Annotated in this window: 27 protein-coding genes and 1 riboswitch; of the genes, 2 read left to right on the forward strand and 25 right to left on the reverse strand. The window is 39.6% G+C overall.

Annotated elements, in window-relative coordinates; all coding sequences use genetic code 11:
* Positions 1-80: 80 nt before the first annotated feature.
* Positions 81-217, reverse strand: a riboswitch (FMN riboswitch).
* A gap of 111 nt (positions 218-328) precedes the next feature.
* The 14 genes from PT278_RS05255 to rsmG all read right to left on the reverse strand — a co-directional run bounded on the left by PT278_RS05255 (position 329) and on the right by rsmG (position 14,237).
* Positions 329-529: a hypothetical protein gene (locus PT278_RS05255; protein WP_277131019.1), complete on the reverse strand. Its 201-nt coding sequence runs from the start codon at positions 527-529 to the stop codon at positions 329-331.
* 143 nt (positions 530-672) lie between these two features.
* A complete protein-coding gene (locus PT278_RS05260; RefSeq protein WP_277130759.1) occupies positions 673-1,419 on the reverse strand; it encodes an amino acid racemase in 747 nt (248 codons plus the stop codon).
* Between the two features lie 12 nt (positions 1,420-1,431).
* Entirely contained in the window at positions 1,432-3,003 is a 1,572-nt protein-coding gene (locus tag PT278_RS05265) for a UDP-N-acetylmuramoyl-L-alanyl-D-glutamate--2,6-diaminopimelate ligase (protein ID WP_277130760.1), read from the reverse strand.
* Positions 3,004-3,048: 45 nt separating this feature from the next.
* Positions 3,049-4,203, reverse strand: coding sequence for a HAMP domain-containing sensor histidine kinase (locus PT278_RS05270; protein ID WP_277130761.1), 1,155 nt, complete (start codon positions 4,201-4,203; stop codon positions 3,049-3,051).
* A gap of 4 nt (positions 4,204-4,207) precedes the next feature.
* Positions 4,208-4,894 carry a response regulator transcription factor gene (locus tag PT278_RS05275; protein ID WP_277130762.1) on the reverse strand — a complete coding sequence of 229 codons (687 nt, stop codon included), beginning with the start codon at positions 4,892-4,894 and terminating at the stop codon, positions 4,208-4,210.
* Positions 4,895-5,053: 159 nt separating this feature from the next.
* Complete coding sequence (locus PT278_RS05280) at positions 5,054-6,916, reverse strand: ABC transporter ATP-binding protein (protein ID WP_277130763.1); 1,863 nt, start codon at positions 6,914-6,916, stop codon at positions 5,054-5,056.
* A 9-nt stretch (positions 6,917-6,925) separates the two neighbouring features.
* On the reverse strand, positions 6,926-8,650 hold the full coding sequence (locus tag PT278_RS05285) for an ABC transporter ATP-binding protein (protein WP_277130764.1): 1,725 nt from the start codon (positions 8,648-8,650) through the stop codon (positions 6,926-6,928).
* A gap of 144 nt (positions 8,651-8,794) precedes the next feature.
* Positions 8,795-9,586, reverse strand: coding sequence for a DUF1129 family protein (locus PT278_RS05290; RefSeq protein WP_277130765.1), 792 nt, complete (start codon positions 9,584-9,586; stop codon positions 8,795-8,797).
* 9 nt (positions 9,587-9,595) lie between these two features.
* Entirely contained in the window at positions 9,596-10,696 is a 1,101-nt protein-coding gene (gene ychF / locus PT278_RS05295) for a redox-regulated ATPase YchF (RefSeq protein WP_277130766.1), read from the reverse strand.
* A 32-nt stretch (positions 10,697-10,728) separates the two neighbouring features.
* A complete protein-coding gene (locus PT278_RS05300; RefSeq protein WP_277130767.1) occupies positions 10,729-10,998 on the reverse strand; it encodes a DUF951 domain-containing protein in 270 nt (89 codons plus the stop codon).
* Complete coding sequence (locus tag PT278_RS05305; RefSeq protein WP_277130768.1) at positions 10,991-11,878, reverse strand: ParB/RepB/Spo0J family partition protein; 888 nt, start codon at positions 11,876-11,878, stop codon at positions 10,991-10,993. The genes PT278_RS05300 and PT278_RS05305 overlap by 8 nt, the downstream gene beginning before the upstream one ends.
* A complete protein-coding gene (locus tag PT278_RS05310; protein ID WP_277130769.1) occupies positions 11,856-12,635 on the reverse strand; it encodes an AAA family ATPase in 780 nt (259 codons plus the stop codon). Before PT278_RS05310 ends, PT278_RS05305 begins: the two co-directional genes overlap by 23 nt.
* 14 nt (positions 12,636-12,649) lie before the next feature.
* On the reverse strand, positions 12,650-13,498 hold the full coding sequence (gene noc, locus PT278_RS05315; protein ID WP_277130770.1) for a nucleoid occlusion protein: 849 nt from the start codon (positions 13,496-13,498) through the stop codon (positions 12,650-12,652).
* Positions 13,499-13,514: 16 nt separating this feature from the next.
* A complete protein-coding gene (gene rsmG / locus PT278_RS05320; RefSeq protein WP_277130771.1) occupies positions 13,515-14,237 on the reverse strand; it encodes a 16S rRNA (guanine(527)-N(7))-methyltransferase RsmG in 723 nt (240 codons plus the stop codon).
* A gap of 158 nt (positions 14,238-14,395) precedes the next feature.
* On the opposite strand from rsmG, the gene PT278_RS05325 reads away from it, so the two are divergent.
* Complete coding sequence (locus tag PT278_RS05325) at positions 14,396-14,932, forward strand: CvpA family protein (RefSeq protein WP_277130773.1); 537 nt, start codon at positions 14,396-14,398, stop codon at positions 14,930-14,932.
* A gap of 105 nt (positions 14,933-15,037) precedes the next feature.
* On the opposite strand, the gene PT278_RS05330 is transcribed toward PT278_RS05325, so the two are convergent.
* The 11 genes from PT278_RS05330 to yaaA all read right to left on the reverse strand — a co-directional run bounded on the left by PT278_RS05330 (position 15,038) and on the right by yaaA (position 23,304).
* The gene (locus tag PT278_RS05330) at positions 15,038-15,973 is read right to left on the reverse strand and encodes an FAD:protein FMN transferase (protein WP_277130775.1); all 936 of its coding nucleotides are present in this window, start codon (positions 15,971-15,973) and stop codon (positions 15,038-15,040) included.
* A gap of 8 nt (positions 15,974-15,981) precedes the next feature.
* The gene (locus PT278_RS05335) at positions 15,982-16,773 is read right to left on the reverse strand and encodes a tyrosine-protein phosphatase (protein WP_277130777.1); all 792 of its coding nucleotides are present in this window, start codon (positions 16,771-16,773) and stop codon (positions 15,982-15,984) included.
* Between the two features lie 84 nt (positions 16,774-16,857).
* The gene (locus PT278_RS05340; protein WP_277130779.1) at positions 16,858-17,406 is read right to left on the reverse strand and encodes an NADPH-dependent FMN reductase; all 549 of its coding nucleotides are present in this window, start codon (positions 17,404-17,406) and stop codon (positions 16,858-16,860) included.
* Between the two features lie 11 nt (positions 17,407-17,417).
* Positions 17,418-17,957 carry an NAD(P)H-dependent oxidoreductase gene (locus PT278_RS05345; RefSeq protein WP_277130781.1) on the reverse strand — a complete coding sequence of 180 codons (540 nt, stop codon included), beginning with the start codon at positions 17,955-17,957 and terminating at the stop codon, positions 17,418-17,420.
* A gap of 135 nt (positions 17,958-18,092) precedes the next feature.
* Positions 18,093-18,719, reverse strand: a complete 627-nt coding sequence (locus tag PT278_RS05350; protein WP_277130784.1) for a TetR/AcrR family transcriptional regulator — start codon at positions 18,717-18,719, stop codon at positions 18,093-18,095.
* A gap of 91 nt (positions 18,720-18,810) precedes the next feature.
* Positions 18,811-19,032, reverse strand: coding sequence for a hypothetical protein (locus PT278_RS05355; protein WP_277130787.1), 222 nt, complete (start codon positions 19,030-19,032; stop codon positions 18,811-18,813).
* A 456-nt stretch (positions 19,033-19,488) separates the two neighbouring features.
* Positions 19,489-20,163, reverse strand: coding sequence for an ABC transporter ATP-binding protein (locus tag PT278_RS05360; RefSeq protein ID WP_277130789.1), 675 nt, complete (start codon positions 20,161-20,163; stop codon positions 19,489-19,491).
* Between the two features lies 1 nt (position 20,164).
* Positions 20,165-21,226 carry an ABC transporter permease gene (locus tag PT278_RS05365; RefSeq protein WP_277130791.1) on the reverse strand — a complete coding sequence of 354 codons (1,062 nt, stop codon included), beginning with the start codon at positions 21,224-21,226 and terminating at the stop codon, positions 20,165-20,167.
* The gene (locus PT278_RS05370; protein WP_277130793.1) at positions 21,226-21,747 is read right to left on the reverse strand and encodes a TetR/AcrR family transcriptional regulator; all 522 of its coding nucleotides are present in this window, start codon (positions 21,745-21,747) and stop codon (positions 21,226-21,228) included. The genes PT278_RS05365 and PT278_RS05370 overlap by 1 nt, the downstream gene beginning before the upstream one ends.
* 124 nt (positions 21,748-21,871) lie before the next feature.
* Positions 21,872-22,474: a histidine phosphatase family protein gene (locus tag PT278_RS05375; RefSeq protein ID WP_277130795.1), complete on the reverse strand. Its 603-nt coding sequence runs from the start codon at positions 22,472-22,474 to the stop codon at positions 21,872-21,874.
* A 62-nt stretch (positions 22,475-22,536) separates the two neighbouring features.
* Complete coding sequence (gene yaaA, locus PT278_RS05380) at positions 22,537-23,304, reverse strand: peroxide stress protein YaaA (protein WP_277130797.1); 768 nt, start codon at positions 23,302-23,304, stop codon at positions 22,537-22,539.
* A gap of 61 nt (positions 23,305-23,365) precedes the next feature.
* On the opposite strand from yaaA, the gene PT278_RS05385 reads away from it, so the two are divergent.
* Positions 23,366-24,022: a hypothetical protein gene (locus tag PT278_RS05385; RefSeq protein ID WP_277130799.1), complete on the forward strand. Its 657-nt coding sequence runs from the start codon at positions 23,366-23,368 to the stop codon at positions 24,020-24,022.
* The last annotated feature ends 34 nt before the right edge of the window (positions 24,023-24,056 follow it).

The following is a 24,056-nucleotide window of genomic DNA, read 5'->3' on the forward strand; positions in this document are numbered from 1 at the left end:
TTATTTCAACGAGGTCCATTTATTATTAACCAAATATGATTTCTGCAGTCAAAAACGACGCGAGTCAAATATTAGCTTAATTTGTTCTTCTCCCATCCAGACTTTAACTGTCGGTGCTAGACTCACACTAGCTCCACCGCGATGTACGCGGGTCACGGACTTCAGCCATAAGGCTGTCACCGTCGGTCAGGAATTACACCCTGCCCCGAAGAAACCGTATTCAATTACTTTAAGAATAAGCGATAGCTTACCAAATGTCAATAGTAAAAGTTATAGAAAAATACACTTTATTAATTAAAGACTAACTAAGTCCCTTGGCTCTAGCATTCTAACTTAATAATATTTTCCAATCAGTTAAGCTTACAGGCAGATTATTATTCTTACTAAAATACTTTTTAAATGCCTTAGTAAACACTAAGTGTTGATCGCGATGTTGATAAATATCTTTGAGCGTCAAGCAAGCAGTTACTGCTAAGTTAACGACTAAAATGATTAACAAGCCAATTAATATATATAAAAGATAAAGCATCATGCGACCCTCCAGTAATTATTTTTAAACATTGTATTACTTTAATAATACACTAAACGGTAATCGTAAAATTGTCAATCCTTTTTATAGAATCGCTTACCTAAAAAAGAAGAATCTGACATCTCAGACTCTTCTTTTAAACTTTAATATAAATATTTTTTAGTAGCTTCTTTGGGATCCATACCCGCACGGATCTTCAGCGACAATTCAATCGCCACATCAGCAATAATCGACTGTGGATCAATCACATTGTACGGGTGATCCGGCGCTTTTTCCTGAGCTAGCGACAATTCCGTACAGCCAAGTAAAATCACATTGCAGCCATATTTATCGTGCATTAATTGTAAAATATGATGGTATAGCTCACGATTGACTACACCCTTTTCCTTGATATTAGAATATATCAGTTCAGTGACCAGCGGCTGAATTTCTGAACCACCAAGCTCAACTTCACGCCCAACTGCCTGAATCTCATCAGCGTACAAGTGGTCATAAATCGAACCTTCGGTGGCAATCACCCCTATTTTGGCTTCATCCGGATATTGCTCGATAAACTGATGCACGGCAATGCGCATCATGTGCAAAAAGGGTATGTCCGTCAGCTTCGCAAGGTCATCATAAAAATAATGCGCGGTATTACATGGCATAACGAAAAAATCCGGTCCTAATTTTGCTTGTCCCAAAACATCAGCACGCAAATCAACCAAGCAATTAGGCTTGGTATGATCCTCAATATACGCTGTTCGGTCCGGAATTTGCGCATCATTAACCAAAATATAATTTAAATAATCCTGGTCCTTAGTAATTTTTACCCGATGATTTAACAAGCGAACGAAACTTTCAGTAGCCATCGTCCCCATGCCGCCAATAATACTAAAAAAATGCTTCATTTTTCTGCTCTTTTACTTATTAAAGTGCTCTTTTTGACCTTCCAAGTTGTCAATGACCTGTTGGGCAACAACAATATCTGATGGATATGGGGTATCAATGCCGCGGACCTTTTGGAAGCCATCAGCACCCTTACCGCAAATTAGCACAACATCGCCAGAATGAGCCATACTGATCGCATCATGAATCGCCTTATTGCGGTCAAGTTCAATTGTCACATCAACCTTATCGTGATCGATTCCGGCATTAATCTCTTCCGCAATCTCTTTCGGATCTTCAAAGCCCGGATCATCTGATGTCAAAAAGGCCTTGTCAGCATATGCATTCAAACTTTGACTAAAGCCCGGTCTGCGTGAAACGCCCTTATCACCGGGAGCTCCGACAACGACAATAATTTTTGGATTATTAAACTCGCGCTGCATAAAGCCCATTAGTGCCATCATTGATGCCTTATTATGGGCATAATCAACAACCACAATTCCGTGATCCTTGGTCACTTCTGTTTGCATTCTACCCGGAACCGTAACGTCGCTAATTCCTTTAGCGGCGGTATCATGGTCTAAGCCCGCTAGGCCAGCACCAATAATTGCAGCTGTGCCGTTTGACTCGTTAAAGTCACCCAGCATCTTCAATTGATAATCTCCGGCAATTTTTAACTCTTTAGCCTTATCAGTAGCACACAAAACTTGGAAGCGCGTTTCCGCCATATCGCTTTCTTTTGAAGCAAAGCGGAAGTCGATTGGTGCTTTTAGATTTGGATTAGTAAATTTTTCATCCGCGAATAGATAAATACTATCAGGATCCGTTGTCGTTGTTGCCGCAGCGTAAATTTCGTCAAAATGGTCACTTTGCGCATTAATAATACACTTACGAGCATTAACCATTAGCTGCAACTTGCAGTGCAGGTAATCCGCAAAGTTCGGGTGCTCGTTTGGTCCAATATGATCCGGCGAAATATTTAGGAAAAAGCCTAAATCATAAGTTAAACCAAAGACCCGGTTCTTTTTATAAGCTTGACTGGAAACTTCCATTACCAAGTGCGTCATGCCATTATCAACGGCCCGGCGCATATCACGGAATAGGTCCAGAGACTCCGGCGTTGTCAAACTTGACTTGAAGGTATCCTCAGGATTAGTCCCGACAACATCATTAACTGATGAAATCAGCGCGGTCTTGCCGCCATTAACCTGATCCAGCATCCCTTTAATAAAGTAAGCCGTCGTTGTTTTGCCCTTTGTTCCCGTGATGGCCACAACAAATAGGTCATCCTGCGGAAAGCGGAAAAAGGCCGCCGATAATAATGCCATTGCCTTAGAAACATCGCGCACGATTAGCGCGTGCATCCCCTTGCCTTCCGGATAAGGCTGCTCGGCAACGTAACAATTAGCCCCATTGTCCTTAGCCATTGATAGGTAAGTCGGTCGAAAGCCAGCACCCTTGCAGAAAAACAATGTGTTGGTCTTAATGTCGCGTGAATCATAGGAAACATACTCCATTTTAGTCGCGACCGTATCTTGAACAGCACTTGATTTCAACAAGTGGTGTTCTTTCAAAATTAAAATACAGGTATTTAAAGAAATACTCATTCTGTGCCCCTCTGTTTTTTTATCTCAGTCAAAATTATATCACAGCTAGCCGATTGTTTTACCATTCTTTAAGTCCAGTGGTAATTGAATAATAAAGCTAGTCCAATTATCGTCGGATTCACAGCGGATTTTACCATGATGCAAATCAACAATACTCTTAGTAATTGATAAGCCCAAACCTGTCCCACCAGTCTGAGTATTGCGTGAAGTTTCCACACGGTAGAAGCGCTCAAAAATTTTCTTCAGCGATGCCTGCGGAATCTTCGCCCCGTTGTTTTCTACCCGGAGCTCGACTTCATTATCATTTACTAAATTAGCAATCAACTTAATCTGGCTTGCACCAGTACCATACTTGAGTGCATTAGCAATCAGATTGTTATAAACCCGCACCAATTTTTCCGGATCAGCTTGAATTGTCAGATCTTTGGGGCGAACTTCAATTTGAAACTCGATATTCTTGTTCTGAGCTTCAAATTCAAACCCCGCTGCCACTTGTTCCAACATTGAAAAAATGTGCAATGGCGACAAATTCAGTTTTGTTGTCGTCGACTTCAGCGTTGTGTATTCAAGTAAGTCATGAGCCAGCGATTTCATCTGTTCTGCCTTGGTGTAGGCAATATCCAAATATTTTTGCTGGTCTTTTGGATCTGATACTCCCGTTTTTAACAGGCCTAAATAACCAATAATCGACGTCAAGGGTGTCCTAATATCATGCGAAACATTGCTAATTAGTTCATCTTTGGACTGCTCGATTGCCTTTTCTTCATTAATTGCGGTCACTGTACTGTCAACCAAGGAATTGATTGAATCAATCACCTTTTGCAAGTCTGTCTTAACCTTAAAAGAAATGCAATGGTCAAAGTGCCCTTGGGCAATATAATGTAATTCCGAAATTACGTGCCGCAGTTGCATCTGGTGGTAGCGGCGAATTAGGCGCCAATACAATACTAGCAAATCTCCAGCACCCATCAGCAGCAAAAAGGTGTGCTGCCATGACCACAAATGTCGCCCGCCATAAATGGTGATCGTTTCCTTTAAAAAGTAAATGCCATTAATCAGGTTCTTATCACGCAAAATGGTCAGATTAACCAAAATAATGATTGATAAGTTAAGTAACAGTAGCAACACAACTGTAATGACGCCTTCAGCAAACAGTTCGCTCTTTTCTGCAGCTGTTAACTTGACGCGTTCTTTTTTCATTTAATTAAGCCTCAACCTTGTAGCCAACTCCCCAAACGGTCTGGATAACATCCTCGCCGCCCGTAGCTTTTTGAATTTTATCACGTAAGTGTGACACGTGGACCATGACAGTTTTAGCTGAAACAATTGATTCCTGCTGCCAAACACGCTCAAAAATTTCATCAGCTGAGAACACCCGGTTAGGGTGACTGGCTAACAGGTACAAAATCCCAAACTCTAATGCAGTCAACTGAATGTCCTTGCCATCAATTGTCTTAACTTCGTGTGAATCACGGTTAATCACCAGCGGTCCAACTTCCAAAACATCCGGCTTTTCATCCTTAACCTGCTTTTGACTGCGGCGTAAGAGCGAGCGTATCCGCGCCATCACTTCCAGTGGATTAAATGGCTTAGACACATAATCGTCAGCCCCAGTGATTAGCCCTTGAATCTTGTCCATATCACCAGTCTTAGCTGAAACAATAATAATTGGAATATCGGAATCCTTGCGCACTTCTTTAATGACATCAATTCCACTCATGTTCGGCATCATCACGTCCAAAATCATTAATGCAATATCTGGTGTGGTCGTCAGGCGCGTGATTGCTTCCTTGCCGCTATATGCCGCAACTGGCGTGTAACCCTCATTTTTAAGATAAATGCTCAACAACTCAACGATTTCTTTATCATCATCAACAACCAAAATTTTCATAGGGCGAATCCTCCCCTTTATTTAATTTCTATAAATAATCGTGCAATAAAGCCTATGCCTAATATTTTAATCATTTTTAAGACTAAAACCTACTAATCAGACAGAATTTTATCTTTTTATTAAAAAAAGAGCTGAGAAATTCTCAACTCTTTCAAAAAATTATTCAATTTCTTTCTTACCAGTGTATAACTCGTAGTAATAACCCTTTTCCTTAATGAGCTTGTCGTGGTTGCCGGCTTCGATAATATGACCGTGGTCAAGCACGAGAATTAAGTCTGAGTTAACAATTGTGGATAATCTGTGGGCAATAACGAAACTTGTCCGACCGGCAAGGAGGTTATCCATCCCAGCTTGAACCAATTTTTCGGTTTGCGTATCGATACTCGATGTTGCTTCATCCAAAATCATCACAGGTTCGTCCGCAATCATTGCCCGAGCAATACTGAGCAGCTGCATCTGTCCCTGAGACAAGTCGCCGCCGTTACCGTCAATTACTGTCTTATAGCCATTATCCAGGTGATGAATAAATTCATTGGCATGTGATAAGCGTGCTGCTTGGTAAACATCATCATCACTAGCTTCTGGATTACCAAAGCGGATGTTATCCATGATGGTACCCGTAAACATGTGCGTATCCTGCAAAACGATTGACAATGACTGACGCAGGTCGTCCTTCTTAATCTTGGTAATCGGAATTCCGTCGTAAGTAATCGTTCCGGATGCAATTTCGTAGAAACGATTAATCATGTTAGAAATCGTTGTCTTACCAGCACCAGTTTCACCAACTAAGGCTACTTTCATTCCCGGTTTTGCATCAATTGAAATGTTATACAAAATCTGCTTATCCGGTGAATAACTGAAGTTAACGTTGTCAAAGACAATATGACCCTTAACTCTAACTTTCTTAACTGAGCCATCCTTTTGCGGTACATTCCAGTACCAAGTACCCTTAACGTCTTCATCTTTAGAAATTGTAACGTCACCGTCATCAACTTCAACTGGTTGGTCTTCTAATTGGAAAATCCGTTCAGCACCAGCTAAGGCCATCACGATTGAGTTCAATTGCTGTGAAATCTGGGCAATCGGCATTGCGAATTGCTTGGATAATTGCAAGAAGGCACCAATCACACCAAGTGATAATGGCGCAATCTTGTTAATGGCAACTGCTCCACCTAGAACTGCAATAATAACATACAATAAGTTGCCGACATTCCCCATAATTGGGAACAAAATTGTGGAATAAGTGTTAGCTTTACCAGAGGCATCCCGCAAATTTTCATTGTATTTGTCAAAATCAGCTTCAACTTCTGGTTCATGACTGAAGACCTTGATAACCTTCAGACCGTTTAGCATTTCTTCGTTATAACCGTTAACTTGTCCCAATTCCTTTTGCTGAAGTTGGAAATAGTGTGATGAACGCGTGGTTAGGAACTTAACAATTCCTATTGACAAGGCAAAGATAATCAACGTAAAGATGGTTAATTGCCAACTCAAACTAAACATTGCGGCCAAAACAAAGACCAAGTTCAAGGTTGAGTTCATGAACTGCGGAATTGATTGTGAAATCATCTGCATCAAAGTATCGATATCATTCGTGTACCGACTCATGATATCGCCGTAGTCATTTTGATCGAAGTATGAAATTGGTAATTGCTCCATGTGAGCAAACATTTCATTTCTAACTCTGTATTGAGTCTTTTGTGCCAAAACAGCCATCAAAACAGCAAACAGGTAGTTAGAGATAAAGCCAATTGCATAAACGCCAAACATAACTTCAATCGCATGAAGCAGCGGCATAAAGTTAGGCTGTGACTGTTTTAATAATGGTGTGATGTAGTCGTTAATCAACCGTTCAATAAACAGCGATCCTAAAACGTTCGCACCAGCCGCCAAGACAATCGCAATCATTGATGTGATGAGCATCCATGGACTGGTAGTTGCGACTAACTTAAGTAACCGCCATAGAGTAGTGGAACGCTTACCGCCTTTACTGGCATTCTTATTTTCTATTGCGTTATCCAAATTGCTCACCTACTTCTTTTGCTCTTCTTGGAACTTAGCGATTGAACTATAAAGCTCGTTGTTCTTCATCAATTCATCGTGAGTTCCAATATCTTGAATTTTACCTTCATCCATCACAACAATTCGGTCTGCATCCTTAATCGAAACAATCCGTTGTGAAATGATAATTTTAGTTGTGTCCGGCATATTCTTGGCTAAAGCTTGACGAATTTCACGTTCAGTCTGAGTATCAACGGCTGAAGTAGAATCATCTAAGATTAAAATCTTCGGCTTCTTTAGCAATGCACGGGCAATTGTAATTCTTTGCTTTTGACCACCAGATACATTGGTTCCGCCTTGTTCAACCATTGTGTCGTACTTGTCAGGCATTTCTTGAATGAAGTCATCTGCATGAGCTACCTTAGATGCTGCGATTACTTCTTCATCAGTTGCATTCTCGTTACCCCACTTCAAGTTTTCCTTAATTGTACCGGAGAACAAAACATTATTTTGCAAAACCATGGCAACATTATCACGCAAAGTCTTCAAATCATACGACTTAACATTGTGACCTGAGACGCGCACGGCACCAGAATCAGTATCGTAAAGCCGCGGAATCATTGATACCAGTGTTGACTTCGACGACCCCGTCTTACCAATCATACCGATTGTTTCACCCGGCTTAATGTGCAAATTAATATCGCTTAAAGCCAATTCTTGATCGTCATTGTTGTATTTGAAGTTAACGTGATCGAAAACTACTTCACCATTATTAAAGTGAGTTAATGGCTTGTGCGGATTTTCAATTGATGGCTTTTCATTAATAACGTCAGCAATTCTGCGGCCACTAGCACCAGAAATAACCAATTGTGTAAAAATCATTGCCAAAATATTTAAACTGTTTAAAACAGAATTGGAGTATGAAAACATAGAAATTAATTGACCGGTTTGTAAACCGCCGCCAACAATTTCCTTAGCACCAAACCAGCAAATTGCTAGGTTGGAAATATTCAAAACAGCCATCACGATTAAGGAGTTTAACGACATAATCTTTTGTGCTGTTGAGAACAATTTGTAAATAAAGCCTGATGACTTTTTAAATTCGTCTGTTTGCGGCTTTTCTTGAACGTAAGTCTTTACTTCTCGAATACCACGAATGTTCTCCCGAACTACTTGGTTCATCCGGTCGTAACCCTTAAAAATTCTTGGGAAGTATGGGTAGGCACTCTTAATTACAACTGCCAATAACAGAATAAAAATCGGTGCAATTACGACAAAGATTAACGACAATTTCGGACTAATGATGACTGACATAATAATTGATACAATCAACATCATCGGTGCTCTAACCGCAATTCTGATAATCATTTGGTAAGCCATCTGAATGTTGTTAACATCCGTCGTCATCCGCGTCACTAAACTGGCACTTGAAAATTTATCAATGTTTTCAAATGAATAATCTTGAACATGGTAAAACATGTCCTTACGCAGATTAGAAGCGAAGCCGGCAGAGGCGTGAGCTGACACGTAACTAGCACTAGCTCCTAAAACCAGTGAAACAATCGTCAAAATTAGAAGAATTACGCCCCATTTGGTAATGTAGGCCATGTTCCCCTTCATAATTCCGTTGTCGATTAAGATACCGACTAGATACGGGATTAACATTTCAATGATAACTTCACCCGTGACAAATAAAGGCGACAGTAAAGACTGTTTCTTATACTGTCGAATTGATTTACGCAGTGTGTTAATCATTAAATACCTCTTTCTTCTATGTTAAATAATTATATTTTCATACCTGCAAAAAGCTTCAAAAAAGGATAAACAGACGCAAATTATCTGTTTATCCTTTTTAGCATTTGATTATTTAGTATACTACTTTTGTAAATAAAAAGCACACTATTTGCTTTTTGCGGTTGGGGTAAAGACTGAACCAATAATCTGGTAATGACGTCTAAAGAGCCAACGTAAGCCGTAAGCAACTACCGCCACAATAATATTACCGGCGCCAGACAAGACTGGGTTAATTACACGTAAAACTGGCATTGATAGAACCCAAATGAGAACAAAGAGAATGGCCAACATCGCAACCATCCCCAGAATTAACTTGGTCCACGGAATCTTCTTGTTCTTGGTCTGAGCTGGAATCACCCACTCATTATACTTAGTCATGAAGACACCCATCATTGCACCAACAACCAGGAGCGTTAAAATACCCATCTGTGAATTTTGCGCGCTGGTCTTTTGGTTAGTTTGAAACAGGGCAATTACGCCAAACAACCCAACGAAGATTGCAATGTACAATAAGGCACTATCAACGGCATATTGCCAAAATGGAATATCTGCCGCTGTCCGTTTTTTCGGCTTTAACATATCTGCTGCTTTTAATTTAGGAGACATATTGTAGTAAGTGCTGGCAGGTTGACCATGATGTTGTGCGACAACTAAGTGCGGCAATAATTCATCAATCTTGCCTGCAGCATCAGCTTCACTAAGCTTACCTTGAGTTTCCAATTCTTTTTGCAAACGGAAAATGTAATCAGCATTCTTATTACTCAATTGTTTGCGCAACTCTGCCGGCTCCAGTTGCTTAACTTGGTCGTCCTTGTTCTTGCTTTCGACCTTGTCCTTCAACTTTTCTTGCTTATTAGTATCGATTTTTGCTTGTTCTTCTTTTTTCTCTTCTGCCATTATCTTACCCTAAACGTTAAATCTAAATTCAATAATGTCGCCGTCTTGAACTTCATAATCTTTACCTTCAAGGCGTAATTTACCAGCTTCTTTGACCTTCTGCATAGTTTCAAATTGGTCCAAATCAGCATAAGAAACAACTTCAGCTCGGATAAAGCCACGTTCAAAGTCTGAGTGAATAACACCAGCAACTTGTGGTGCCTTCATCCCTTCATGGAAGGTCCAAGCACGAGTTTCTGGACCACCAGCCGTAAAGAATGTCCGCAATCCCAAGAGATGGTAAGCTGCTCTAATCAAACGGTCAAGTCCTGATTCAGTTACCCCTTCTGCTTCCAAAAATTCAGCCTTTTCGTCATCATCAAGACCAGCAATTTCTTCTTCAGTTGCAGCTGAAATTCCTAGGCATTCCGCATTTTCACTTTCGGCATGCTTTTTAACGATTTGGTAAAATTCATCACTTTCGGGATCAGCCATTGAATCTTCCGCAATGTTAGCCACGTAAATCACGGGCTTATCAGTCAAGAGGAAGAAGCCTTTAACTAACTTTTGTTCATCTTCAGTAAAATCAATTGACCGAACTGCCTTGCCTTCTTCTAAGACTGGCTTAATTTTTTGTAAAACTGCATATTCAGCCTTGGCTTCCTTGTCGTTTTGCTGGGCAATCTTCTTTACCTTATTAATTCGGCGGTTAACGGCATCAAGGTCGGCAATTGCCAATTCCAAATTAATGGTATTAATGTCTTCTTCTGGATCAACTTTACCAGTAACAGAAGTAATGTTGTCATCTTCAAAAGCACGGACAACATGAATAATGGCATCAGTTTGACGGATGTTCTCAAGGAACTTGTTTCCAAGACCTTCACCCTTAGAAGCACCCTTAACTAGACCCGCAATATCGGTAAATTCAAAAGTAGTGTGGACAATTTTTTTAGCTGGAACAAGTTCCTGAATCCGGCTAAGCCGCTTGTCTGGTACTTCAACCATCCCAACATTAGGTTCAATCGTGGCAAACGGGTAGTTCGCCATTTCAGCTCCAGCTTTAGTAATTGCATTAAATAACGTGGACTTTCCAACATTCGGCAAGCCGACAATCCCAGCAGTTAATGACATCTTTTTCCTCTTTTTCTATTTAAAATTATTACTTATTCTTGTTTAAAACCTGGTCTGATAATTTCATCTTTAGGAACATAAAATTCTTTTTTACTATTGACCGGATCATTTGCTTTAGTTAAAACTTTTTTCAAATTATGCGTAAACTTGCCGCGAGGCATCAACACCACATGTCCGCAGCCCATGCACTTGAGCCTGATATCTGCACCGAGCCGCAAAACTTCCCAATCATTCACCTTGCAGGCATGGGGCTTTTTCATCTGGACAGTATCAGCTAAATTATAAGCGATCTCCTTATTCATCAAGATCAACTCCCAAAATATCAAGAATCCGGTTCAGTTCATCAACCGAGCTAAAGCCAATTGACAAGTGTCCCTTGCCCTTCTTGCTCTCTGAAATATTGACACTTGAGCCTAATTTATCAGCCAATTGGTGTTCGCTGGCCCGAATAAAGGCGGATTTATGGGTTGTCTTCTTGACCGGCTTTTTCGCATTCAATTGTGCTACCAATGCTTCAACTTTGCGCACTGGCATGCCTTCCTTAACAACCTGCTTGGCAACTTCATCAATCTTATCTTTGTTCTTTAGTCCAAGCAGTGTTCTTGCCTGACCCATTGATAATTGCCCGTGTTGCAGTAAGTGCTTCGTCTTGGTTGGCAAAGTCAACAACCGCAAGTAATTAGCAATATACGGTCGTGACTTACCCATCCGTTTAGAAACTTCTTCTTGGGTTAAGCCCAAGTTTTTCTGCAGCATTTCGTACGCCTGAGCTTCCTCAAGTGGGGACAAGTCCTCACGCTGCAAATTTTCCAGAACGGCAACTTCCATCATTTGTCCTTCGTCAAAGTCACGGACAATTGCTGGCACAGTCGTTTTCTTGGCTAATTTTGATGCCCGAAAACGACGCTCACCCGCAATAATCTCATAGCCATTAACTGACTTGCGCACAATAATCGGTTGAAAGACACCATTTTCTTTAATTGAATCAGACAGTTCCTTTAAGGCCTTGTCATCAAAGTTCTTGCGCGGTTGGTATGGATTCGGGCGAATTTCACTTAGGTCAAGGTCGAGAATTTCTTCTTCAGTTTCTTCAACCTGTGGTTCATCCTCAAATAAGGCTTCAATCCCGCGGCCAAGGCCGCCCTTTTTCTTTGGTTCGTTATTTCTTGAGTCTCTTGCCATTATTCTTCAGCACCTCTTTTGCCAAATCATCATAAACCTTTGCCCCACGTGAATTAGGCGCATATTCTGCAATCGATTGACCATAACTTGGCGCCTCGGCTAACTTGGTAATTCGCGGAATAATTGTCTTATATACCTTTTTAGCAAAGTATGACTGCACTTCCTTGACTACTTCAGCACCTAAATTGGTCCGCGCATCCAGCATTGTGAGTAGAACTCCTTCAACACCCAAGTCCTTATTAAAGTGCTTTTGGACTAAGCGAATTGTATTCAATAATTGGCTTAGTCCTTCCATTGCATAATACTCACTTTGAACCGGAATCAAAATTGAATCCGATGCCGTGAAGGCGTTAATTGATAACTGGCCCAAGGACGGCGGACAGTCAATAAAGATAAAATCATAATCGCTGCTGACAACATCAATTGCTGACTTCAAGCGTGTTTCTCTGGCCATCATACTGATTAATTCAGTTTCGGCACCAGACAAATTAATGGTTGCCGGCACCATATCCAAATTTCTATTTGAAGTATGGAAGATGGTGTCTTTTAACGGCACATCATTAATCAATACGCTGTAAATATCATCATTAATTTCTGACTTTTCAATTCCTAGTCCGGAAGTTAAGTTTCCCTGCGGGTCAATATCGATAATTAAAACATGATAGCCACGCTCAGCCAGAGCAGCCGACAAGTTAATTGTCGTCGTTGTTTTACCAACGCCACCCTTTTGGTTAGCAACCGAAATCACTTTTACCATTTTGCTCCGCCTTCCTAATTTCTCTTCAACTCAATCGTAATCATATAATCGTTAGGGTCATTATTTTCCTTGACCTTGACCTTAATGCCTGATTCCTTAGCTAATTTAACAGCCTGCTTAATCGTATTAATCTGCACCTGCATGTCCTTAGGAATGCGGCTGGCAGCTCGTTTAGTTTGTTCGGCCCGTTCTTGGTCCTTCGCCTGCTTTTTCTTATTAATAAAGTAGCCGTCAACGTCTTTAACAATCTTTTCGGTATCACTAACGTTTAAATTATTGGCTAAGATTTCATCTAAAACGCGGCCCTGATCCTTTTCACTAAGACCCACAAGACAGCGCCCATGACGCGGGGAGATTTGCCCATTAGCCAAATAGCTCTGCACCTTAGGCGTTAATTTTAATAAGCGCAATTTGTTAGCCACGTATGACTGTGACTTACCAATATTTTTAGCCAAAGTTGTCTGGGTCAAGTTATTTAACTTCATCAAGTTATCGTAAGCCTGAGCCTCATCGATTGGGTTCAAATCCTCGCGTTGTAAATTTTCAATCAAGGCAAAAGAAGCAGCCTGACTATCATCCATGTTGTTCACAATTGCCGGGATCGTTTCCCAAGTCAAGTGCTTAGCAGCACGATACCGCCGTTCACCTGCGATAATCTCATAATTATCACCCTGCTCACGAACAATAATTGGCTGTAAAAGTCCATCCTTATCAAGAGTTGATGCTAATTCACGAATTGATTCATCCGAAAATTCACGCCGCGGTTGGTAGGCATTGGCTTTAATTTTAGTTAATTCAATATCTTTGATTTGCTTATCTTTAGGAATTTCATCATGATGTCGTAAAGAAGAAAAGATTGACATATAGCGTCCTCCTCTATTAATGGATTGGTTTTCGGTGCGGGGTTCCCGCTTGCCGCGGATATTTCTTAAGTGTTGCCTGCACCTTTTGAACAAGAATCAGTGTCCGCTCTTCGTCGCTTTCGGGCAAAGTCAGTTCTTGACTTTCAATTACCTTACCACCCAGTACTTTGACTGCCTTTTGGCTATCTTTTAGTTCGCTTTCGGCCTTTGGACCCTTCAAAGCAACAAAGTAGCCGTTTGTTTTAACCAGCGGCAAGCAATATTCGCTTAAAACTGCCATGTTCGCAACTGCTCGAGCTGTTACCAGGTCAAACTGCTCACGGTACAACTTATTTTGCCCGACATCTTCAGCTCGGCCATGGACTAAGGTTACGCCCTCTAAGTCCAACTTGGTAACCAAATCTTGCAAAAAGGTTAGTCTTTTACCTAGCGAATCAACGATTGTTACCTGCAATTCCGGCATTAAAATCTTTAGCGGAATTGACGGAAAACCGGCACCAGCACCAACATCGCACAAAGTTGCATTCGGTTTAAACACTGAGCTAAAGACAAACAGCGGCGTGATACTATCAAAAAAATGTTTTAAATAAACATCTTCTTGCGCAGTAATCCGCGTCAGGTTAACATGCTCATTCGCAGCAACTAAGTTGGTAAAATAAAGTTTAAATTGTTTGATTTGCTTTTCACTTAACTTAAAATTATGTTTTGATAATTCTTGGACAAATTGTTCAGGATTCATTTTTCACCCGTGAAACCTTGTTTCACACTCTATAAATTTAACGCCAAAAACAGCTTATTGTAAAGCCATTACATCTCTTTAATTATGAAGTATTTTTAGGCAATCGTCAAAGTCTAATGCGCAAAAATAAGCTATAATATTCGACAAAGGAGATAACTATGATTGTTACTTTAATTGTTTTAGCCTATCTAGCTCTCAAAACCTACAAGGGCTACCAAACAGGCTTTACCAAATTAGTTATTAATTTAATTTTTGCCGCGATTGTTTTTATCGTTGCAATTTTATTTCAAAACCCACTGGGCAACTGGCTCTATGGCCAAATTACCGGGCAAAATATTCAAACCACTCTAACGCCAGGCACCAATTTGATTTTATTTCGGTTTATTGCCTTCTTTATTCTATTATTTGTCGGCAAAATGGTAATTAAAATTTTTAAGGGCTGGGTGCCAAGCAAAAATCCACACGCAACTAACTTCGGCAGTATTTTAGATGGTGTACTAGGTGCCATCGTATCCTTTGTCGCCAGCTACTTTTTTGTTTATATTATTTTGTCAATGCTTAATACATTGCAAAACCCGTGGTTCATCCAGCAGACACTCGATTCATCATTCTTACGGTTTATTATCTACAGCACCCCAGGATTATCAAACGGTGTGTTCAATAGTATTTTCAGTATTAGTAGAACAACAGCATAATTTTTTGTATCAGAATTTTAAATTAATATAAAAGGACAAGACGTTTTTACGCTTTGTCCTTTTATTTAATCTATTTTACTTCAAAATTAACGCTGTCTGACCAAGTTATTTATGATTATCAAAATTATCATACTCAACGTGTTCGTCATTATAAACAAAGATTGCACCCACACGGTCTGGATCATCATGCCAGCCAGCAATTGGATGGCCAGCAAAAAACAGCCGCTTGCACTCAATTTCGGCTTCAACCGAATCTTTGGTAAAGGTGGTTACTCCAGCCAGATCAGTTTCTGCTGGGTAACCCGTCCGCGGGTCAATTAGGTGGTGGTACTTGTGCCCATCGACAACCAAATAGCGTTCATACGTACCACTAGTAACCGCTGAACATTTAGGCACCATGACTGATGTAATATTGTTGCCGCGCTTTTCCTTAGGATCTTGAACACCGACTGACCATTGACCGCTAGCACGTTTAGGTGAATCACCAACGAGTAGAATATTGCCGCCAAGATTGATAATACCAGCATTAACACCATAAGCATGCCAAAAATCACGAATCCGATCCGCAATCCAGCCCTTGGCAATCCCGCCAAGATCAAGTTCCATGCCTTCCTTAGTTAAAAAGACAGATTGGTTGGCATCATCAAGAACCACACTAAACGGATCAATTAATTTCATTTTTTCTTTAATTTCCGCATCAGTTGGCACATGGGCACCCTTAAAGCCAATTGCCCACAACTTAACCAGCGGTCCAATTAATGCATTAAAGCCAAAATTAGCCTGACTTTCTTTAACTGCTAATTTAATTAAGCCATAAGTTGCGCTTGACACCTGAACCGGAGATTTCCCCGCAGCTTGATTAACACTCATTACTTCAGAGTGATCGCGATTAACCGTTAATAAGTCTTCATAATGATCGATTAAATCAAAGGATTTATTAATGACGTCTTGGTCGTGCGTGCCAAAAATCTGCAGCGTAATTGTCGTTCCCAAGGCACGATGCCGACCAACTGCTTGTTCTAATGCTAAATCATCAATCATTGTTATTCCTACTTTTCCAAATACTTGTTTCTAATATCATCTTGAATTTGCGGCGTAATCCCCACTGCTTGTTCAAGATAATTGTCTAAATTGCCATATTCTTCGTTAATTGTAATCAGGCTGGTGTCCAAAAATGCATCACTGACTGAGCCTAAAACCCGCATGTTAGCCCGGAACTTCTCATTTTCACCATTCTGCTTGAAGCGCCGATCACGGACAGCGCGATAATCATTTAACATATAATTTGAATATAAATAATCTTGGCGAATCGTTTCAGGATTAACTCCTAAAATATGCAAAATTAACAGCGTTACTAGGCCTGTCCTGTCCTTACCTTCCGAGCAATGATACAGAATTGCCCCTTGATCTTGATTAGCAATTAATTCCAAAATCTGGTGAAAACTATCTTGACTAGCCTTAGTTAAAATGTGTTTGCGATAACGCCTACACATCATCTTCAACCCGGCGTACTGATCCTGACGATATTTTGCCTTGTTTTCTTCTATTTGACTGCCGCCGCCAGAAGTATTGTCTTCTATCCCCAGCGGCAGCTGATAATATTTAACTCCTGCAACTTCTTTATCAGGATTGAGTTTACATTCTGCCGGCGAGCGTAAATCAATAATCTTTTTCAGGCCATAATCCAGCAAAAACTGTTGGTCCTGTGCCGTAACTTTACTAATATTGCCCGTTCTCAGCAAACGATGCTTCTTTATCTTCCGATTTTCAAAACCGCGGTAACCGCCTAAATCACGGGGATTCCGGACAGATGCGACTGGTAAAACTACAGGATCAGACATGAAAATACACTTTCTAGCAAAAAAATAACCGGATAGTACTCCTATCCGGTTATTTTACTCTATGCAAAGCATTCTAGCAAAACTTTATTTGGTTGCTTGCTCAACAAAATTGAAAAAGTTATCCATCATACCATCTAATGATTTAATGGTAGCTTCATCAGTTAATTCGCCAGTTTCTTTATCAAATTTATCTGCGGCACCGCCGATTAAAACTTCGTTACCTGGCAAAACATTAGCACTCATATCTGGTGAAAGTAAGATTTCACGCATATCTTCTTGAGCACGACCAGTACCTTGCATGCCGTATGAAGCACCAGCAATAGCAACTGGCTTCATCTTCATTACATTAGGACCAGCATGTGAACCAAGCCATTCCAAAGCACTCTTCAATGGAGCTGGAATAGTGTGGTCGTATTCTGGAGTGGTAATGATAATACCATCAGCTGACTTGATGTCTTCGATCCAAGCCTTGATTGTATCATCAGCCATTTGCGTTCTGCAGAATGGTGTTAATTTATCAATTTCTTTTACTTCAATTTCAGCCTTATCACTGTAACGCTTAGCAATGAAGTTTGCCAAAAAGCGGTTATATGAAAAGTCTGCATTTGTACCAACAATTGCTAATAATTTCATTCTTGGTCCTCCTACTTAGTAACTTGTGCGTACCATTCGTCAACTTCGTCAAAGAATTGACCTAAGAATTTAACAGTGCCTTCATCAACAAGGTCACCATTATCATCAAATTGTTTTGGTCCGTTACCCATCATAAATTCATCACCATTGAAGACAACTGCGTCAAAACCAGGAGCAGTCAATAAACTCTTCAAACGACCTTGTGAACGTGAAGCACCTTGTGGCATTGGTGAAGTTGACACAATAACAACTGGCTTCTTGTTAAATGGATGAGAAGTGCTTGATAACCATTCAAGTGCACTACTCAAAGCACTAGTAACTGAGTGTTGTTGTTCAGGAGAACCGATTAATACCAAGTCAGCTGCCTCAATTTCTTTACCAAGAGCAGTAACTGATTCAGGTTCTTCTTGACCTTCTTTAAACATTGGCAAGCCCTTTACAGTTGCCAGTTTAAAATCATATCTATCAGCAAAATGCTTAGAGATAAACTTAAGCAATGCTTCATTAAACGAATTATTGGCATTTGAGCCAGATAATGCTAGGATTTTCATAAAAACCCACCTTTCAAAAAAACTAATTTCTATAATGTATTATAGCCTATATGAGTTTTTTTGAACATTAACCTGCTTATTTATTTATTAAATCAAACAAATATAAATAGATTCTTCGCGCTGTGCTTAGTCAAATCAAGCATTGATACTTTTTCTTTGCTTCTTATAATCTTTTACGTCAAACAGCGGAATTTTCTTACTCTTACTTAGCCAATCATTTAAAATTGCATCATTAATTTGGGCTGTTAAAACATTAATAACTTGGGTTTGCGAAAAAGTAGCAATTTCATTAACTAATAGTGAAGCAATGCCTATTGTCGTAATCCAATTAGCAACAACAATATTCACGATTTTTTCTTCATCATAATCAGTATCTTGATATTGTTCATTAAATTTTTTAACGCCCAAATCAATTAACATGTTAGAAATTCGCTTGCTGCCTAATTTACCTTCTACAAACGTCGCGCGAAACAGATTTTGATGTTTTTGAGCATAATCAATATAGGACAAATCCATGTCAATCAAGGGTTTTCCTGTATATTCTTTCTGCAAAACATTATCCTGCAGGTTTTCCGCAATTCTGTCTAAGACTTCTTCCTTAAGTTCGTCCATACTACTAAACTCAAGATATATCGGCTGCGTTGAAAAATGGCCTTCTTTTGCGATATTGCGGGCTGTCAAACTTTCAACACCATCTCTAATTATCATTTTATAGGCAATATTTAAGATCTTGTCTCTTCCTATTTCTTTTTTTCTCGCCATTCGTTTTTCCCTTAAAACTTTCACAATTGTACATTCGAATGATTGAGACTGGTTCGTTAACTTTTTTAGTATTGCTAATTAAGTTAAATACCTAGTTATTACTTTCTAAAAATTGATCGTAATAAGACGAAACCATCTCACTTACTTCCGATTTGCTCAAACCTTGAGAAGCACAAAAAGAAAAGAAAGCTGCAGATAAAATATAACCACGTTCGCGATCATCTGTTAGTTCATCCGAAAACTGAATATTGATACTTTGATTTTGATAATCTGTTGTTAACTCAATTGATTTATCTTCTGGTACTTCGTTCATTTTTTACCTCAGCTTCTAAATTAACTGTCTGTCACATAATTATAATGGCGTGATTTTTATACAGTTATATAACATTAAGTACACTTTAATTAATGATTTTTCGTTATTTTATGATGAGTTACCATTCTTATTATATCAGTAACATCAGCGCTTACAGCTAAAGCTTCAAAATCTTGCTTAAAATCGCCTTGTTCTTTTATCATGCTAAAAATAACAAAGAAGTCATATATTAACTAGCATAATAAACTTTAAAGCTCTTTGTCAAGAACAACTTTTACAGAATATAGATAAATAACCGGCTTTGATAAATAATAACACCAAAAGTAACAAGCTAAAATTTAGCCATTCTCAAAAAAGACGTATTAAATATCTTTATTTTTCGATAATAAACAAAAAAACACACAATTCCTTTATTAATTAAAGCATTGTGCATTTTTATCAAAGATTAAATAACAATTATTTTGTTTGTGTCATTTCGCCATCCATCATCTCGTAAATATGGTCGGCATATTGCTCTAAACGAGGATCATGCGTTACTAGTAAAACTGCCTTGTCATAATTTTTAGCCAGGTTCTTAAATAATTGCCCAACCTCATCAACATTCTTACTATCCAAAGATGCCGTTGGTTCATCCGCTAGCAAAATTTCTGGATTAGCATATAAGGCGCGGGCAATTGCAGCTCGTTGCTGCTGACCGCCGGATAATTCGCCGGGATACTTATTAACTAAGGCTGTAATACCTAACTGCTCTAACAATTTTGTCAAAGTAGCCTGATCGATATTGCCCTGCTTTTTAACTCGGTCAACTAATTCAAATTGTTCCTTAACCGTTAAAAATGGAACCAAATTATAAGCCTGCAGGACAAAGCCGATCTGGTTAAGCCGCAAATGGTTACTTTGCTTAGTCGTCAGATTGGCAATATTTTGCCCGTTAATTAAAACTTCACCAGACGTTGGCTTTTGCAGTGAACCCGCAATGGTTAAAAAAGTACTTTTACCAGCACCAGATGGGCCCATAATTAGGACAACTTCACCCTTATTAGCCGTAAAATTAATATTCTTAAGTGCCTTAACTTCCGCAGCACCCTTGCCATAAATTTTTTGGACGTTTTTTAATTCAATGACTGCCATCTTATTCACCTATTGCCTTTGCTGGATCTACCTTCAAAATTGATCTAATTGGAATTAAGCTGCCGATAATTCCTGTCAAAAGCATTCCGCCAGCACCACTCAGCATAATTGCCGGAGTAAAGCTCATTGGTACCGCAGCTGGCAATGCCTTAGCAGTCAGTAACATTGCGACTAGGCCAATTACTACCCCAACAACAACCAAAATAACTGCTTGACTAACTGTTGCCATAACCAAAGTCCCGCTAGGAATTCCCTGCGCACGCATGACCGCGAAGTTATGCATCTTCTGCATTGTTAAGATATACATGAAGACTGCAATAATAATCAGTGAAATCACAAAAAGAAAGCCAATCATGAGCTCAAAGGTCATATTCTGTGCTGTATAACCTGGGAGCTTATTGATAAATGTTTTAATCGGATAAGTCTTACTATCAGCATGGTGGTACTTGTAATCAGAATTACGTGAAATAATTGCCGAAGCCTGCATATCAGGCATTCCCTGACGCAGCGTCTTCCACGAACTAAGTGAGCCATAAACAATTGGTGCAATATTAATCTTGGCATTCTTGGCAAAGCCAACTATCGTATATTTTTTCTTAGAACCATTCAATTCCAATTTGTCGCCAAGCTGATAGCCCTTAATCTTAAAAGTTTGGTCAGCAACCACTTCCTGCTTAGTTTTAGCCTTGCGACCAGCAATTATTTCTTGGGCGTGATAGATAAACTGCGTCTGTTTAAGACCAATAAACTGCGCGGAAATCTGGGGCCGTTTCTTATTCTTAACAACTACCGCTGTTTGGCCAACCAGCGCCTCATCTTTGCCAATTGTGGCGTTTTTCAAGTCAGACTTGGTTAATACTGACTGGTTCATACTGACATTGGCATTCTTATTCAAGACGACTGCTTGTGCGTCCCATGACTCTAATGCCTGCGTATTTTCACTAGCTAGACCAATTGATAATGATGACAAGATAAAAATCAGGTAACTGATTAAGAAAATCATCAAAACAATTAGGCCATAACGCAATTTTTCTCGTTTAATTTCTTTAATTGCTAAAAACATTAATTTGACCCCTTTTGTAATAGTTCTAAACTCGCCTTAAAACGAAGCAAAATGTCGTCTTTTTGACTAGGATTTGTGAGAACAGCCCGAATAGCAGCGTGGCTCAAGACCATCGCGCTCCAGTTCTGCGGACTTAAATCTGCCTGCTTAGCAGTTTGCGCCGGCTTTGCCAACATGCTTTCGTTATATAGAACATGCATTTTAATTAAGAGTGCATACTTACTGGCATGTGTCTTTTCGACAAAGTTGACCACATTTAAATAAAAAATCTGCGGTTCAAACTCTGACGTAACCTTGATATCGGCATGAATTTCGCGAAGCGCCTGCCCATATAAATAGCTGTAGGCATCAAGCAAATCCGTAAAATATTTATAAAAGGCCCCACGAGCAATCTGTGCTTCCTTAACAATTCGTGCCACTTGTGCCTCTTGAAGCGGATAATGACTAAATTCGTTAAGCAGTGCCTGCGTAATGAGGTCTTTTTTTACCTGCGGCAAGTTAATAAAAGTTGCCTTGACCATTCTGCTACCACCCTTTTCTAATAAAGTGACACCGTGTCACTTTTATAAGATAATATCAATATTGAACTTGCATAGTCAAATATTATGCAAATAAAAAAGATCCCGAAGGATCTTTCTTGATTTATTAAAGCGCTAATACTTGATTATAATAGTTGATTCGCGGTGTATGGTCACGATAAGAAATTTTCGCCAAAGCGCAGTTTTTCATCGTATCAAAGTAAGTAAAATCACCATTGGTAAAATAATGCGCAAACATCATTCGAATTAGCGTTCCGTGACAAACCACCAAAACTTTTTTACCAGCATAATTTTGCGTGAGATCATCTAAAAATTGCCCGCAGCGTTCATTTAATTCCTCATTGCTTTCGCCATGTGGGGCATATTTGATGTAATTCGCATTTGCCTTCCCCCAAGGATCGACCGCATCAGGATATTTTTGACCCAATTCTGTTAATAACTGCCCATCCCATTCGCCAAAGTTAAATTCAACCAAGCGTTCATCAATCTTGATCTTCTTTTGTCCTTTAGTGAAAATCTGCGCGGTTTCAAGCGCCCGCTTCATTGGACTTGAAAAGACGACATCAAACTCAGAGGGGTCAAAATTAGCTGCGGCTTTTTCGGCATAAGCGCGACCAGCCTCATTTAATTCCTTATCAAAACGCGAGCCCTGAATACAGCCCGTTTTATTCAAATCGGTTTGACCATGACGAACAAAAACAATTTCCATACTTAAACCTCACTTATTAACTAGGTATATTTTACTATTAGTCTGGAACAATTAATACCTAATTATCGTCTCTTAAAATCAAATTCCGTCCGAAAAACATAAGTATCGGCATTACTTTCTTCTGGGGTAAATTTGAAGCCAAAATCACTAAAGTCCTGTAATTGCTCAGGCTTAGTCAGCTGATTTTCCGCAATAAAGCGCGTCATTTCTCCGCGCGCCATTTTGGCATGCACGCCAACAGTCTTCCATTGGCCATTCTTTAACTCTTGAAAATCAATGTTAATCATCTGCCGGTTAGCTGCTAAGTATGGACTGATATTTTTAGAATATTCTTTGGATGCCAGATTTATTAACACTGTTTCATCATTAAATAAATTATCCGCAATCGTCGAACCCCAAAATTTATATAAATTCGGCTGCTCAAAGCCAATTACTTTATTCTTCATTTCTAAGCGATAAGGCCACACACCGTCAAATGGTCGCAAAACACCGTACAAGCCCGATAAAATTCGCACCTTGTCCTGCAAATAATCAAGTGCGGGCGCGGTAAACAAATCGGCTGCCATGTATTGATATTGGATGCCGGAATAAGAAATAACCGCTGGCGTTAAATTATCACTCTGCTTTAGATCAAGCAGTGCAATTTGCTTTTGCCCGTCCTTAGCTGTCCGTTCACTTGACTGCCAGATAGCCTTTAACTGTTCTAAACTGCAGCTTTTTAAGTATTGCGCTAATTGCTCAGCTTGCGGTAAGAACTGCGGTGTTGATCGGACTGGAAAAGCTTCACGGTCAACTTTCATTTTCATTGCTGGTGAAATAATAATTTTCATTTTTCGTATTTTCCTTCTTTTAGAGTTAAACTTAATATTATTATATCTAAGGAGAGATTCGATGAATCCTGATTTTGCAATTGTCTTAAATTTTAAACTAATTAACGCCGAAAAGGCCAACGCTGACTTTTTGGTCAAAACCGCACGGGATATCGGTGCGCGTGCTGTCGCAGCTGATGGTGCCCAAGAAGCCTTTCAAACTGCCTGCACTAAGTACACGATTGCCCTAGTTAAAGAAGAGCTTGGACAAAGTTACACATCCGATAACGTAATCGATGCAATGATGAAGCAGCGTGAAGCCGGCAAAACCACAGTAATTAATTTGACCGTTGCAGAAAACGGTGAATTAACCGATGAAAGTAAAAAACTTTTAACGCCAATTAACGACTGGATGCACATGTTTGGTCATGCCTTCAATGAAAGCGAGCCTTGCGCAGTCAGTGCCGACGGCGATAGTTTTGTATTGCAAAATCGCCACATGCATTATCAAAAATATGTTTTCATCAAGCAGCCATTGCCAACGAAGATTACCATTACTGGGTTAACACACGAACCTAACCGCGTTGAATGGATCGAAAAGCGCGTTGACCTTAAGTTCACTTATGAAGATGACACACTGGTAATTGACTTAGCCGAACCAGTTGAAGAATTCCCTTGGCAGGTTCTACGGATTCAAGAACACCGTCCTGAAGATGATATTCTCGAAACTAAATTCTAAATAACGAAAAATACTACGTTTATTAATTTCAAAC

The sequence above is a fragment of the Lactobacillus sp. ESL0703 genome (genome assembly GCF_029433435.1).
Taxonomy (GTDB): Bacteria; Bacillota; Bacilli; order Lactobacillales; family Lactobacillaceae; genus Lactobacillus.

Coding starts and splice junctions, on each gene's coding strand:
- PT278_RS05255 (WP_277131019.1), bottom strand. CDS start 529: ATGCTTTATCTTTTATATATATTAATTGGCTTGTTAATCATTTTAGTC.
- PT278_RS05260 (WP_277130759.1), bottom strand. CDS start 1,419: ATGAAGCATTTTTTTAGTATTATTGGCGGCATGGGGACGATGGCTACT.
- PT278_RS05265 (WP_277130760.1), bottom strand. CDS start 3,003: ATGAGTATTTCTTTAAATACCTGTATTTTAATTTTGAAAGAACACCAC.
- PT278_RS05270 (WP_277130761.1), bottom strand. CDS start 4,203: ATGAAAAAAGAACGCGTCAAGTTAACAGCTGCAGAAAAGAGCGAACTG.
- PT278_RS05275 (WP_277130762.1), bottom strand. CDS start 4,894: ATGAAAATTTTGGTTGTTGATGATGATAAAGAAATCGTTGAGTTGTTG.
- PT278_RS05285 (WP_277130764.1), bottom strand. CDS start 8,650: ATGATTAACACACTGCGTAAATCAATTCGACAGTATAAGAAACAGTCT.
- PT278_RS05290 (WP_277130765.1), bottom strand. CDS start 9,586: ATGGCAGAAGAGAAAAAAGAAGAACAAGCAAAAATCGATACTAATAAG.
- ychF (WP_277130766.1), bottom strand. CDS start 10,696: ATGTCATTAACTGCTGGGATTGTCGGCTTGCCGAATGTTGGAAAGTCC.
- PT278_RS05300 (WP_277130767.1), bottom strand. CDS start 10,998: ATGAATAAGGAGATCGCTTATAATTTAGCTGATACTGTCCAGATGAAA.
- PT278_RS05305 (WP_277130768.1), bottom strand. CDS start 11,878: ATGGCAAGAGACTCAAGAAATAACGAACCAAAGAAAAAGGGCGGCCTT.
- PT278_RS05310 (WP_277130769.1), bottom strand. CDS start 12,635: ATGGTAAAAGTGATTTCGGTTGCTAACCAAAAGGGTGGCGTTGGTAAA.
- noc (WP_277130770.1), bottom strand. CDS start 13,498: ATGTCAATCTTTTCTTCTTTACGACATCATGATGAAATTCCTAAAGAT.
- rsmG (WP_277130771.1), bottom strand. CDS start 14,237: ATGAATCCTGAACAATTTGTCCAAGAATTATCAAAACATAATTTTAAG.
- PT278_RS05325 (WP_277130773.1), top strand. CDS start 14,396: ATGATTGTTACTTTAATTGTTTTAGCCTATCTAGCTCTCAAAACCTAC.
- PT278_RS05330 (WP_277130775.1), bottom strand. CDS start 15,973: ATGATTGATGATTTAGCATTAGAACAAGCAGTTGGTCGGCATCGTGCC.
- PT278_RS05335 (WP_277130777.1), bottom strand. CDS start 16,773: ATGTCTGATCCTGTAGTTTTACCAGTCGCATCTGTCCGGAATCCCCGT.
- PT278_RS05340 (WP_277130779.1), bottom strand. CDS start 17,406: ATGAAATTATTAGCAATTGTTGGTACAAATGCAGACTTTTCATATAAC.
- PT278_RS05345 (WP_277130781.1), bottom strand. CDS start 17,957: ATGAAAATCCTAGCATTATCTGGCTCAAATGCCAATAATTCGTTTAAT.
- PT278_RS05350 (WP_277130784.1), bottom strand. CDS start 18,719: ATGGCGAGAAAAAAAGAAATAGGAAGAGACAAGATCTTAAATATTGCC.
- PT278_RS05355 (WP_277130787.1), bottom strand. CDS start 19,032: ATGAACGAAGTACCAGAAGATAAATCAATTGAGTTAACAACAGATTAT.
- PT278_RS05360 (WP_277130789.1), bottom strand. CDS start 20,163: ATGGCAGTCATTGAATTAAAAAACGTCCAAAAAATTTATGGCAAGGGT.
- PT278_RS05365 (WP_277130791.1), bottom strand. CDS start 21,226: ATGTTTTTAGCAATTAAAGAAATTAAACGAGAAAAATTGCGTTATGGC.
- PT278_RS05370 (WP_277130793.1), bottom strand. CDS start 21,747: ATGGTCAAGGCAACTTTTATTAACTTGCCGCAGGTAAAAAAAGACCTC.
- PT278_RS05375 (WP_277130795.1), bottom strand. CDS start 22,474: ATGGAAATTGTTTTTGTTCGTCATGGTCAAACCGATTTGAATAAAACG.
- yaaA (WP_277130797.1), bottom strand. CDS start 23,304: ATGAAAATTATTATTTCACCAGCAATGAAAATGAAAGTTGACCGTGAA.
- PT278_RS05385 (WP_277130799.1), top strand. CDS start 23,366: ATGAATCCTGATTTTGCAATTGTCTTAAATTTTAAACTAATTAACGCC.